Raw genomic sequence first — 13,082 nt, 5'->3', positions numbered from 1 at the left:
ACTTGATATTGAATTGTAAGTGTACATCTTTATTTGGCAATAGATTCACTTCCGACATCACTAAATAGACGTCAATATTTTTATAAACTCATTAGTTCTTCGTTAATTTTTGTTAAAGTTTTCTTATTGTTACAAAGGCTATTTTTTTAAATGGTTATTTTCGTATATTGAAATTTAGCATTGTGTGTATGAATATCTTCAAGAAAATAATTCCCATAATTCTTTTTACTTTTTCAATGAGTGTTGCATACGCTCAAGACAAAAATGTAAAACTTCCCCCTAACTGGTTTAACCTTGATTTAGCTGTTGACGGTTATTTTGGTATCAGTACTGAGAAAGCTTACAAGGAGTTATTAAGTACTAAGAAGCCAAAGGAAAAAATTATTGTTGCTGTAATAGACGGCGGTACAGATCTCAAACATGAAGATTTAAAAGATGTACTTTGGACAAATAAGAAGGAAATTCCAAATAATGGTATTGATGATGACGGTAACGGATACATTGATGATGTACATGGCTGGAATTTCATTGGTTCGAAGGGTAAGAATTTGGAGTATGATAATTTGGAATTAGTTAGAATCAAGAGAAAATTTGAACCAAAATATAGGTCTGTCATTAGAACTACTGTCCTGGATAGCGCTGAGAAAGCGGAATATGCTTTATACAAACGTGTGGTATCCGATTTCGGCAAGCGATACGATGAAGCAAGTTCTGCATTCCCCATTTACATTGCTATTAAGAAGATGATGGATTCTGTAGCTTCAGTAAATGGCAAGAAAATCCCGTCCCTAGAAGATATTGATAAATATAACGCTGATGACGAGATGGAAGGTTATATTAAAAAGATAGTAAGAAAAGGTTCCAAAGACGAAGGCAGTATCGAGAAGTTTTATAAGTCGATAGAAAAGGGATATAAGGAATTAGATCAGATGTTGCGTTATAATTTAAACGAGAGTTATGATGCTAGAGCTGAACTGGTAGGCGATAATTATGAAAATTCGAATGAGCGAATTTATGGTAATAACGATGTGATTGGTCCTGATGCTGAGCATGGTAGTCACGTATCAGGAATTATAGGCGCTAATAGGCAAAATGATGTCGGCGTTAAAGGAGTGGCCAACAGTGTCAGTATTATGACTATCAGGGTGGTACCACAGGGTGATGAACGAGATAAGGATGTTGCAAACGGTATTAGATATGCGGTTGATAATGGAGCGAGAGTAGTGAACATGAGCTTTGGAAAGGGCTATAAATGGGACAAAAAGGTAGTAGATGAGGCGATCAAGTACGCTGAATCAAAGGGTGTACTGCTAGTTCATGCAGCAGGTAATGACAATCAAAATGTAGATTTAACTGAAAACTATCCGACAAAATACTATGATAGTCCAGAGGCCGACGAATACGAAAGGAAACATAAGAAGCCCGAAGTGAAGCCATTCACACCACCTCCAGCAAACTCTATGAATGGTGGTACAAGTGGTGCACCAAGACGTGATCCTTTCGCTAAGCCGGCGCCATTAGATAGTGCAAAATATCAACTTCCACATGCGAAGAATTGGATTACCGTAGGAGCAAGTGCGTATAAAGATGATGACAATTTAAAGGCCTCTTTCTCCAATTATGGGAAATATAATGTAGATGTTTTTGCTCCAGGTTTTATGATCAATTCAACAACGCCGAACAATAACTACGAAGAATTTGATGGAACTAGTATGGCAGCTCCGGTGGTTTCTGGCTTAGCAGCATTGATATTAAGTTATCATCCAGAGTTAACCGCTACAGATGTTAAAGACATCATCATGAAATCGGTAACTAAAGTGAACAGAAAAGTTAAATATGTGAACGATAAAGAAGAAACCGTGCGAGTTAATTTCTCTGAATTGTGTGCGAGCGGCGGTATAGTTAATGCCTATAATGCGCTTAAGTTAGCTGAAACTTATAAGTCAACATCCACTAAATAATAGAAACATTCAAATCCTCAGTTTTAGCTGGGGATTTTTTTTGTGTTTATTTTTTTAATCCTTTTGAGTTTTTTTATGTCTATGCCTATTACACAACAAATGTAAACCAACACAATATGAAACTATTTTACGCTTTTTTTCTAATAATGCTATTAGGAAATCTCTGTAGTTCTGCGCAAAAACTACCAGACATTCAAAATGGAAGTATTTCAGCTCCAAAAACATTAAGAATTGATGGTCGTAATCTTGAATGGAATGATTTTTCTGCGGATAACAAACGAACTGGCATTTTTTACACCATTGCAAACGACGAAAAAAATTTATACATCGCAGTAAGAGCTGCTAGTAGTGAAACCATCACGAAAATATTTGCGGGAGGTATTTCTTTCAGTATTAATACAAAAGGTAAAAAAAGAGAAGAAGAAGCTTTTACAATTACGTACCCTTTAATCGTCAGGAATAATGCAAATAGACAAGGCGCCGGTATGGGTAATAATAGGCAAGGCCAGCAGGGTATGCGTATGAATAGAAGTGATCAAACTGAAGCTCAGCGTGATTCGTTAGCTTATGAACAACGTAAGGCACAGTTGGCGGCGATCAAAGAGATTAAGATTAAAGGCTTTGCTCAAATTCCAGACTCATTAATTTCAATTTATAATGAATACGGAATTAAAGCTGTGGCAAAAATGGATGAGCAAAAAGCATATTTCTGCGAAATTGCAGTCCCTTTGTCTGTGTTAGCGATAAATATTGACGACAAAAAGGAAATCGCATACCAAATCAAATTAAATGGAAGACAAGGCGGTAATTTCGCCGTTCGTCCAAATGCCGGAGGTTTTAGTGGCGGTAACAATAGAGGTGGCTTTGGTGGTAATGGAAACATGGCACAACAAGACTTAATGGTAGCAACAGATTTCTGGGGTAAATATATTGTGCAGAAGTGATGATAGATAAGAATAACCAAGCAAAACAGCTACCGTCATTTTTAGCATTTTCTTTCGCAATACTATTGTTAAGCTGCTGTCAGTTAGCTTATGCCCAAGTTCCAGCTCGAGGTAAAAATGTTCCACCGCCAGTTGCCGTAAGAGAAATAAGCGGCATTGTAAAAGATTCGACAGATTTAGGTGTGCCAGGGGTAACCGTTAGACTTACTTCGGAAAAAGACACGTTAATTACCAGTACTAATCCGGATGGTATATTTGTATTTAAAAATGTAAAACAAGCTACTTACACCATGAGCCTTACGATGATGGGCTATAAGCAGCAAGTTAATAAATATAAGCAGAATGACGCTGTGCCAAGAATTGTAATGGATCCCATTATCTTACAACCAATGGCTAATACGCTAAATGAGGTGGTAGTTAACGGCACGCCTTCGATTACGTATAAAACGGATACCGTTGAGTATAAAGCGAGTGATTATATTGTAAGAGAAAATGCTACGGTTGATGAGCTGTTAAAGAAGATGGAAGGCATGGAAGTTGGCAATGATGGGACGCTTATCCATCAAGGCAATAACATCACTAAGGCAAAAATTAACGGAAAAACCTACGCTGGTGGCGACGTAGCTGCTGCGATCCAAAATTTACCTGCAGAAATTGTAGATAAGATACAAATTGTTGATGATTACGGTGACCAGGCGGCCAGAACGGGAATCAAAGATGGAGATCCTGAGAAAATATTAAACATTGTAACCAGAACAGACAAATCAGTTGGTAATTCTGCGAATATAAATGCTGGCGCTGGCAGTAACGAACGTTATGAAACCTCACTTTTTGGTACTCGATTGAATGGAAATCAAAGTCTATCATTAAACTTACGCTTAAATAATACTGTAAATGGTGTAGCAAATGCTGGCGCCTTTACCGGCGATAGTGGTGGTAACGTTAACGGCGGCGGTGGAAACAGAGGGAACGGCGGCAATAATGGTGGTGGTGGCGCTGGCAGAGGCGGAGCAGGTGCTGGCGGAGGTAACAACGGGAACTCTAGCAGCGGTAGTGGCGGCACAACCAACAATGGTGTATCAGCATTTTCCTATAGAGATCAAATCGGTAAGAAAATACGAATCAATACCAATTATCGCTACAATTATAGTAATGTGAATTCTTTGAATAGTAGCTTATCGGAGTTCTATACTACCAATGGAACAATCTTTTCCACCAATGAAAGCGAAAGAGATAACAAAACTAAAAGCCATAATTTTAATTTCGAGTTAGAAGCAGACATTGATAGCAATAATTTTTTAAGAATCACTCCTGAAATTACGCTTTCCTCAAGCAATAGCAGTAGCAGCTCAAGCATTGGGCAGTCTGGAGCTTTAATTACCCAAAATCAATTAGGTAGTAATATTGGTAAAAATACACGCCCAAATATTGGAGCAACAGTTTTTTATCAGCATATTTTCAATAAACCACGTAGAAATTTTTCCCTTCAGTTCAGTTTTAACACATCTAATCAGGAGTCTGATCAGGAACGTAATACCAAGTTTTATAAGGATGACATTAATTCGTTAGACTCCTTAGTACATCGGTTAATTGAACGTAGGAATCTGACTTCTAATTATCGAGGCAGTTTTACCTATGTAGAACCTATTGCCGCTAACAGTCAGTTTGAGCTAAATGCGCAGCTCAATTACAACGGTTATGATAATAAAGCTATAACGAGTAACATAGATGCTTCTGAAAATCGGAGCGTAGTTGATTCCTTGAGCAATATTTACGATTATTCGTTCACTCAAGCTCGTATTGCACTAAATTATCGATACGGTTTGTCAAATACCTCCAAGGTGAAGTTCTCTTTAGGGATTACTGGAGTGCCCGCCGTTTTAAGTGGCACAAAAGTGAGCTTGGGAACTACTACCAACCGAAATAGTTTTAATTTAATTCCGATAGCGAGGTTTCAATATCAGTTTTCTAAAACCCATAGTTTGCAGGCCAATTATTCGGGTAACGCAAAGGAACCTACCTTTGATCAGATTCAGCCAGTGAGAGATGTTTCAAATCCTCAGAATACCATAGTTGGTAATCCCGATTTGAAAGTTACCTTTAATCATACCTTAAACCTTAGCTATAACAATTACATTGCTAACCATAAGTTAAATTATTCGGTAAATGCCAATGGAACACTAATTGACAATGCTGTTGTGAGTAACATTGTTCAAATATTTAACAGTAATAATCAACTGTTACGCAACGAAACTCGCTATACCAACATGAATGGAGGTTATCGGATTGGGGGCAACTATTCCGTTAGTAAGCAACTAAATGATCGAAAATATAACCTGTCTTTGAGTGGTAATGTGAACTATAACCATGGTGTATCCATGAGTAATAATATTGAAAGCATTACACGTACTTGGAATATTACGGAACGTTTTGGTCCACGCATTACGCCAAACGAGTGGTTGGAGGTTAATCCAAATGTTTCGTATAATATCACAAAAAGCCAAAATACTATTAGTCCAAATGTGATTAACACCAAAACGCTGGCATTTAATATCGATGGTCGTTTCTACTTGTGGCAATCGTTGATTATAGGTTACAGTGGCAGCAAGAATTTTGTAAGTGGAATTAATTCAAATATTACTAGTAATCCTTTGGTAATCAACGCTTATTTGCAAAAAGAATTTTTGAAACGTAGGGCGTCTATCACTTTCCAAGCCTTCGATATTTTGAAGCAAAACAATTTTGTTAACCTCAACGTCACTGATTTGGTGAAGACCGAAACCCGTACCAATGCATTGAGCAGGTATTTTATGCTAAGAGCAAATATCCGTTTGCAGAAATGGAGCGGCGCAAAAGGGCGCAATGGCAGACAGATTATGCGTAGGGGCGACGGAAGCTTTTATTAGCAGTTGCCCGTATTTCGAAATGATATTGGATGAAATTATTTGAAGAGCAGGAACTGTAGCATTACACTTCGGAAAGTCCTGCTTTCACTTCAAGTCCGCACTCGTTGCACTCGCTTACGGGCTTTTCGTTCAATCAGGTCTATTTGGCAAATTGAGGGGGGCTTTTGTTGGTTTTCTGGCAGAAGCCTAAGTAAACTAAACCCGATTGGAGCGGAAATACTTTTTGTTGCACATTTTTTCAACTTCGTAAGTTTTTAAAACTTACGAAGTTTGAGTACTATAAACCGCAAAAAGATTTTAGCGAAAAGCGGGGCTGGCTAGTATAGTAGCTGTGATTTGCTTTTCTAAAATAAATTGAAAAGAAAAAATCTGCAAGTTCATAGCTTTTACTACTACATTGCAGATTTCTCCTATCGTCGAAATGACATTGTATGTTATTTAAACTCTCTAAAATCCTGTCCGTTTTTAATGGCCAATAAGCTTTCGTAAATTAAGCTGATTACATTGTCCACATCTTCTTTGTGTACCATTTCTACGGTGGTGTGCATGTAGCGCAACGGCAGCGAAATCAATGCCGAAGGTACGCCGCCATTTGAATAGGCAAAAGCATCGGTATCAGTTCCTGTTGAACGCGATGAAGCCTGACGTTGGAATGGAATACCTGCTTTTTCTGCAGTTTTAATCAGTAGTTTATTAAGGTTGGTTTGTACGGCTGGGGCGTATGAAACCACTGGTCCTTTACCTGCTGACAGATCGCCTTGCGTAATTTTATTGATCATTGGCGTCGTCGTGTCGTGGGTTACATCGGTTACGATAGCTACATTAGGTTTAATGCGATGCGCAATCATTTCGGCACCACGTAAGCCAATTTCTTCCTGTACAGAGTTTACAATGTATAAGCCGAAAGGTAGTTTTTTCTTGTTCTCTTTTAGTAAACGAGCTACTTCAGCAATCATAAATCCACCGGCACGGTTGTCTAAAGCACGGCCAACGTAATAGCGATCATTCAATACCATAAACTCATCTTCGTAAGTAATTACACAACCTACATGAATGCCTAGGGCTTCAACTTCTTCTTTACTGGTGCATCCGCAGTCTAAGAAAATGTTTTTCAATTCAGGAGCTTGTTCTTTTTCGCCATGACGAGTGTGTATAGCAGGCCAACCAAAAACAGCCTTCACAAAACCATTCTCGGTGTGTATATTTACTCTTTTTGAAGGTGCAATTTGATGATCGGAACCACCGTTACGAATTACATAAATCAATCCATCATTAGTGATGTAATTTACATACCAAGAAATTTCATCGGCATGTGCTTCAATAACCACCTTATAATCTGCTTTAGGGTTAATTACACCAACAGCAGTGCCATAGTTGTCAACGAAAGTTTCGTCTACGTAAGGCTTAAGGTAATCTAACCAAAGTTTTTGTCCTTCCCATTCGTAGCCAGTAGGAGCTGCATTATTGATATATTTCTCGAAAAACTGTAGTGATTTTTTGGTAACTACAGGCACGTGTTTTTTATTTTCGTCTTTCTTTTTTGCCATAGTTTTATTTATGTATGATGGTAAATGTACAATTTAACGGCATCATTTGAAACCCATTTATAGAATTTTGACAGGAAATCAGTATATTCCAAAAAACTGTAAAAAATATCATTTATGAACGCAATTAAAATTTTCATTCCTGCAGCACTTTTTGTGCTGATTGTAATTATTGCATTGATGTGGGGTTTGCCACGCTATAATGTATGGCAACAGGAAATGGCAGGTAAGGCCGAGATGGCAAAGGCAGAACAAAACCGAAGAATTTTGGTAGAAGAAGCAAAAGCAAGACTAGAAGCAGAAAAGTTAAATGCCGCTGCAGAAATTGAACGAGCAAAGGGAATGGCCGAAGCGATGAGGGTAGAAAACGGAACTCTATCGCCTACGTATAACCAATATTTGTTTATCAGAACGCTGGAAAAATTGGCAGATAAAGGTAGCTTACCCCAGATTATTTATATACCATCCGAAGGGTTAACACCTGTAATGGATTTAAACAGAGCACTGCCTAAAAAGTAAGCTCCATTTTGATATAAGCAATTTGGTTTCGTAAATAAGGCTCACCAATGGCAGCGAAACCAAATTTTTTATAAAACTCTACTGCATCAACACGGGCATTGCACCATAACAATTGTATACCTTGATCTTTGCAGTAATTGATTACATAGCTGAGCAATTGGAAACCAAACCCCTTGCGTTGGTCGCTTGGTAAAACGGCCATTTTTCTGAACTGGGCTGTTGTGCCATCGATAAATAAGGACACTACCGCAGTAAGTTCGTGCTCGTAGTAAAGCCCAAAGTGCATCCCGTCCCAATCTTCTGTGAGTTCCATATCGGTAATCTCCTTTTCAGGATACATGGCCAACTGCCTGATGCGCCAGGTGAGCGCAGGAAAAATTTGCTCTACTACTACGGCATTCATGATGTTAGAAGCGAAATGAAAAGCCAGCCTTTAAACCAATTCCAATCAATGTTTCGTATGGATTTATCACGAGTGAAGGCCCAATTGCAAATTCTCCATTTACCGTTAAAGAAGCATTGCGTTGTACTCCCCAATTTGGAGTAATCATTATTTGATAGTCATATTGGTTCTTTTGGTCTATTAAGGTAGGAAATATTGAGGCTACATCTAAACCTATATAATTTGCAGAATTGTTAGCGATATTTTTGTTTTTAGCAACCCTTTTATCTAGGTTATAATAATAGCGATAGTTGAGATTTGCACCTGGTACAGCTTTCAATTTGCTGTTGGACGCCATCTTGTAATTACTGGTTTGAACATAACCTCCAGAAAAATAGTAGTCATAAGATAAATAATAGCTTCGTAAAAACGTAAAATGATAATTTATGCCTAGCGATAAAGTTGACGATCTGCTAATTTTCTGCTCTCGCTCTAGTGCCACACCTGGTAGATAGATGCTAATTTTATTTAAAGAAGTTACTTCGTTTAATTGCTCAGTTTTTTTTGATGTGTCTTGCTGAGCGTAGCCCATCAGGGGTAAAATTGAACATAATAGGGCAAATGAGAGCTTGAGAAGCGTTTTAGATGGTTTCATAGTTTAATTTTTCTTCGAATATAATTGATAAATCAGCATATTTAAAATGATGATGGCCGTAATTCCTGCACAAAATATTGTCCAACCACCAGCAGCCCATAACCATAAACCTAATGCAGAACCACAGGCCGCTCCTACAAAACTTACTGACATGAAAATGGTGTTAAGGCGGTTGCGAGCTTCTGGAACTAGCGTGTAAATTCTGGTTTGATTAGTCACATGAATGGCCTGTTGGCCGATGTCTATCAAGATAATTCCAACTACAAATAGAAAAACATTATGGCTAGTAAAGTAGAAAAGTGCTACGCTGATCAGTTCTAAAATAAATCCAATCATTAAGTTTTTACGTGGATTGGTACCGCCACTTAACTTTCCAACTAAAGGTGCTGCTAATGCACCTGCTGCTCCAGCAATGCCAAATAACCCAATTTGATAAGTGCTAAATTGATGAGGTGGATTTGCCAGATAAAGTACCATGGTAGTCCAAAATCCCATAATTACAATAAAGGCGAAGAAGTTGATCAAGGATGCTTCCCTGAGTACAGGTTGCGTTTTGATATAACCAAACATCGAGCTCATCAATTCCCTATAGCTTCCTTTGAACGTTGGTAGGTTTTTTGGAAAGCGAATGGCCATTAAAAAAATAAGTAAGGTGCATATTGCAGCTGCAATTAGGAAAACGGCACGCCAGCCTAGCAAATCTCCTATTACGCCGCTTACCGCCCTGGAAGCTAAAATTCCAACCAATAAGCCGCTCATCACTATTCCAATATTTGCACCGCGGTTTTCATCATTACTTAAAGACGCGGTTAATGGTAAAATCAACTGTGGTACGATGGAACAGGCGCCAATGAGCACACTGGCCAATTCTAATAAAAAGAAGCTTTTGGAAAAACCAGCGATAATCAGCGCAACTATTGCTAAGGCAGTAGTAAAGAGAATCTGCTTTTTCTTTTCAAACATATCGCCCAATGGCACCAATAGGAACAAGCCAATGGCATAACCAGCTTGTGTTAAAAAGGTAATACTGCCTGCGTCGCTTTCACTTAATTTGAAATCTTTCGCAATTAATATAACCAGTGGTTGGCAATAGTAAATATTTGCTACGATTAGACCTGTACAAAAGGCCATCAAAATCACATCGCTTTTTTTGAGTATGTTTTGCATTTTAATATCCTAAAGCGGAATGTTGCCATGTTTTTTCCTAGGCATATTCACAACTTTGTTTTCGAGCATTTTAAAAGCTCTAATTAGTTTTTCTCTGGTTTTAGATGGCTCAATTACTTCATCCACAAAACCACGTTCAGCTGCTCGGTATGGGTTTGCAAAGATATCTGAGTAGAGCTTTTCTTTCTCCAACCATTTCTCTTCGGGGTTTTCAGCATTGCTGATTTCTCTTTTAAAGATGATTTCTGCTGCCCCCTTAGCGCCCATTACCGCAATTTCAGCGCTTGGCCAAGCGTAATTCATATCGGCACCAATATGTTTGGAATTCATTACATCATAAGCGCCTCCGTAAGCTTTTCTGGTAATTACGGTGATACGAGGTACCGTTGCCTCGCTAAACGCATACAGTAATTTTGCTCCGTTGGTAATGATGCCGTTCCACTCTTGATCAGTGCCTGGTAAAAATCCCGGTACATCTTCAAAAACCAACAATGGAATATTGAAACAGTCGCAAAAACGTACAAAACGAGCAGCTTTTACCGAAGCATTATTATCTAAAACACCGGCTAAATAAGCAGGTTGGTTGGCTATCACGCCAATGCTACGGCCTGCCAAACGGGCAAATCCAACAACGATATTTTCAGCGTAAGCAGCGTGTACTTCTAGAAACGACTCTTCGTCGGCAACTTGGGCAATCACCTCTCTAATGTCATAAGGCTGATTTGCATTAGAAGGAAGAATATCGTTTAAAGACAGTCTTTCTTCATTTCTGATTTCGTAAGGTTGGGCAGGGGCATTGTCTTCACAATTTTGAGGTACGTAGCTTAAAATCTTTTTCAGCTGGTTAATGGCTTCAATTTCGTTGGCACAGGCAAAATGCGTTACACCCGATTTGGTTGCATGAGTACTTGCACCGCCCAATTCCTCTGAACTTACCTCTTCGTGGGTAACGGTTTTAACCACGTTCGGTCCCGTTACGAACATATAGGAGGTGTTTTCTACCATCAAAATAAAATCGGTGATTGCAGGAGAATACACTGCACCACCGGCACAAGGACCCATAATAGCAGATAATTGTGGGATTACGCCCGAGGCTTGTACGTTGCGATAAAAAATATCAGCATAACCACCTAAGGATACTACGCCCTCCTGAATACGAGCACCACCACTGTCATTTAAGCCAATAATTGGTGCTCCGTTTTTCATGGCCATATCCATGATTTTACATATTTTTTCGGCATGAGTTTCAGACAGCGAACCACCAAAAACGGTAAAGTCTTGAGAGAAAACATAAGTGAGACGTCCATTAACGGTGCCATAACCAGTCACCACACCATCGCCTAAATATTTTTCATTTTCCATACCGAAATCGGTACTTCGATGGGTAACCATCATTCCAATTTCTTCGAAACTACCTTCATCAAGTAAAAAATGAATACGCTCACGAGCGGTCAGCTTTCCTTTTTTATGCTGACTATCAATACGTGCTTGTCCGCCGCCTAAATGAGCTTTTTGAATCTTTTCTTTTAATATCTCGATTTTGTTGTTCATATCTTTGGTTTTATTGGTTCAATGTTTAGTCCGAAAGTCCGAAAAAAATTGGATAAACAAGTTAGCAACAATAGCACAATTCAGCAATTAAAGAATTAATTTTCGATTTTATGACAAATCGTAATTCCAGATTACCATCTGTATTGTAAACGAGTGGTGAAAACGTTGTCTTTTACGTCTCCTTGGTAATTACTCAATTGAGTGCCGTTGTTTTTTACATGTTCATTGTAAACGGTTAGCTTTAAACGAGTATTGAGGTTGTAAGTAAATCCGTAACCTAGTGTGCTGAATTTAATATCTCCAGCAGTAGTGTTTGTTCCAGCTTTTCCAATTTCCGCTTCATCAATATCAGTATTAGGATCATAAACATCATATCCAACAATAGCTGTTAATTTGGTATCTGCTATTTGTTGTGTCAGCCAAAAGAAGTAACCGTTAAAATTACGTAGGTACAAATTTCCAGTAGGCTGCGTGGCGAAACTTGTACTAGCCGCTAAACCAGAAATACTTGACGATGCCGCTACGCCAGGTTGAGAGCCTTGGATGTATTCTGTTTTAAACGATGTAGCTCCAAAGGTATTTTTGTAATCTACTTGGAGGTTGGCTCCGTAATAATCTCTTCTGAAATTATAGTTTTCATTGTTTGGATCTAAAATTATGGCGAAACCATTGACTGTTGGCTTAAAAACGGTATTGGTATTGCTCCTGACCGTTCCCTTGTAAATTGAACCGCCAAATCCTAGATGAAGCTTTTTACTTGCCAAGCTATCGAAATTGAAGCTGAGGTTGCCTATGATATCTTTGTTCGAATCGTAATCTCGGGCGCTTAATCCGCTGCCATTAACTACGGCTAACTCGGCGGTAATGAATGAAAATTTTTTAGTGGGTTTGTAAGAAATCATTGCCCCTAAATCTCGCTCACGTGGCATAAGAGTTTGAAATACCCTGGCTCGTTCAGGAAAATCCCGATAGCCGGAAGAATAAACAATGGAATAACCGAACGGACGGTTAAACAAACCTGCCGTAAATTTCAACGATTTATTTTCAGGGCTGTGAAATTGTATAAAGGCATCCATAATTCTCAAACCATCCTGAGTGCCATCCAACTGAAAAACAACAGATGAAAATTTATCTACCCTATCCACCTTTAAACGTCCCCGACGTAGCATAAATCGACTGCTTGAATGTTCGCTGAAATCGCCACCAGACCATGAATAAATACCTGGCGACTGCGCAACCTGAAATTGCGTCTGCAGATATCCAGTTATTTTAATGTCGTGTGGATCGTAAGAGGAGGGAGCGTTGTTGTTCTGTGCCGCTGCAACCAGCGAAATTGAAACAAGTATAACAACTAGTAAAGTTCTCATTGATGCTAAAAAGTACAGCAAAAATAAACCTTAAAACAAATAAACCTTCAAATTATAGATTTATTTTATTGCCTTAAGAAAGTTTA

General features: G+C 38.6%; 10 protein-coding genes. 4 read left to right on the top strand and 6 right to left on the bottom strand.

What is annotated here, in order from left to right; genetic code table 11:
* The first annotated feature begins 236 nt into the window (after positions 1-236).
* The 3 genes from ACY2A0_RS04270 to ACY2A0_RS04260 all read left to right on the top strand — a co-directional run bounded on the left by ACY2A0_RS04270 (position 237) and on the right by ACY2A0_RS04260 (position 5,811).
* Positions 237-1,961 (top strand): S8 family peptidase, encoded by a 1,725-nt coding sequence (locus ACY2A0_RS04270; protein WP_461788326.1) that lies wholly within the window; start codon positions 237-239, stop codon positions 1,959-1,961.
* A gap of 116 nt (positions 1,962-2,077) precedes the next feature.
* Positions 2,078-2,905: a hypothetical protein gene (locus tag ACY2A0_RS04265; protein ID WP_461788325.1), complete on the top strand. Its 828-nt coding sequence runs from the start codon at positions 2,078-2,080 to the stop codon at positions 2,903-2,905.
* The gene (locus ACY2A0_RS04260) at positions 2,905-5,811 is read left to right on the top strand and encodes an outer membrane beta-barrel protein (RefSeq protein ID WP_461788324.1); all 2,907 of its coding nucleotides are present in this window, start codon (positions 2,905-2,907) and stop codon (positions 5,809-5,811) included. Before ACY2A0_RS04265 ends, ACY2A0_RS04260 begins: the two co-directional genes overlap by 1 nt.
* Before the next feature lie 434 nt (positions 5,812-6,245).
* Here the strand turns inward: ACY2A0_RS04260 and ACY2A0_RS04255 are convergent, their stop codons facing one another.
* Positions 6,246-7,358, bottom strand: coding sequence for a M42 family metallopeptidase (locus tag ACY2A0_RS04255; RefSeq protein WP_113639655.1), 1,113 nt, complete (start codon positions 7,356-7,358; stop codon positions 6,246-6,248).
* Positions 7,359-7,472: 114 nt separating this feature from the next.
* On the opposite strand from ACY2A0_RS04255, the gene ACY2A0_RS04250 reads away from it, so the two are divergent.
* A complete protein-coding gene (locus ACY2A0_RS04250; RefSeq protein WP_461788323.1) occupies positions 7,473-7,874 on the top strand; it encodes a hypothetical protein in 402 nt (133 codons plus the stop codon).
* On the opposite strand, the gene ACY2A0_RS04245 is transcribed toward ACY2A0_RS04250, so the two are convergent.
* From ACY2A0_RS04245 to ACY2A0_RS04225, 5 genes are all read right to left on the bottom strand, one after another.
* On the bottom strand, positions 7,864-8,277 hold the full coding sequence (locus tag ACY2A0_RS04245; protein WP_461788322.1) for a GNAT family N-acetyltransferase: 414 nt from the start codon (positions 8,275-8,277) through the stop codon (positions 7,864-7,866). The two genes, ACY2A0_RS04250 and ACY2A0_RS04245, sit on opposite strands and share 11 nt — an antisense overlap.
* Positions 8,278-8,281: 4 nt before the next feature.
* Positions 8,282-8,911, bottom strand: a complete 630-nt coding sequence (locus tag ACY2A0_RS04240) for a hypothetical protein (protein ID WP_461791271.1) — start codon at positions 8,909-8,911, stop codon at positions 8,282-8,284.
* A 3-nt stretch (positions 8,912-8,914) separates the two neighbouring features.
* A complete protein-coding gene (locus ACY2A0_RS04235) occupies positions 8,915-10,078 on the bottom strand; it encodes an MFS transporter (protein ID WP_461788320.1) in 1,164 nt (387 codons plus the stop codon).
* Between the two features lie 9 nt (positions 10,079-10,087).
* Positions 10,088-11,629, bottom strand: a complete 1,542-nt coding sequence (locus ACY2A0_RS04230; protein ID WP_461788319.1) for an acyl-CoA carboxylase subunit beta — start codon at positions 11,627-11,629, stop codon at positions 10,088-10,090.
* Between the two features lie 131 nt (positions 11,630-11,760).
* On the bottom strand, positions 11,761-12,996 hold the full coding sequence (locus ACY2A0_RS04225; protein ID WP_461788318.1) for a porin: 1,236 nt from the start codon (positions 12,994-12,996) through the stop codon (positions 11,761-11,763).
* Positions 12,997-13,082 lie beyond the last annotated feature (86 nt).

The organism is Pedobacter sp., assembly GCF_965249885.1.
Taxonomy (GTDB): domain Bacteria; phylum Bacteroidota; class Bacteroidia; order Sphingobacteriales; family Sphingobacteriaceae; genus Pedobacter.
Note: the sequence above shows the minus strand (reverse complement) of the source record. Positions and strands in the feature narration are given on the sequence as shown.